Source organism: Streptomyces sp. DH10, assembly GCF_029813805.1.
Taxonomy (GTDB): domain Bacteria; phylum Actinomycetota; class Actinomycetes; order Streptomycetales; family Streptomycetaceae; genus Streptomyces; species Streptomyces coeruleofuscus.
The window spans coordinates 1-247 of the sequence record NZ_JARVKU010000079.1 but is presented as its reverse complement, the minus strand read 5'-3'; the positions used below and the strand labels follow the sequence as shown (position 1 = coordinate 247).

1 pseudogene is annotated in these 247 nt (G+C 70.4%); it reads left to right on the top strand.

From position 1 onward, the window contains the following. Window positions 1-125 (top strand): annotated as a pseudogene (locus QC385_RS43925) (IS481 family transposase); the annotation flags it as partial. Window positions 126-247: the final 122 nt, after the last annotated feature.

Here is a 247-nt window from a genome sequence, read left to right as displayed (position 1 = left end):
ACACCGAACGCACCGCGGCCCTGGCAGACTTCCTGCACACCTACAACCACCACCGCTGCCACACCGCACTCGGCGGCCACCCACCCATCTCCCGCGTGAACAACGCTCCAGGTCAATACACCTAGGGGGTGTCCGCAAAGTCCCGTCGTCCGCCCGGAGGGCGGGCCTCGCGGCGTCCGGTGCGTGCTCTCGGCGTGCCGGGCGGACGCCCGCGTACTGGTTGTACGTGGGTGTTCGCCCGGTGCGG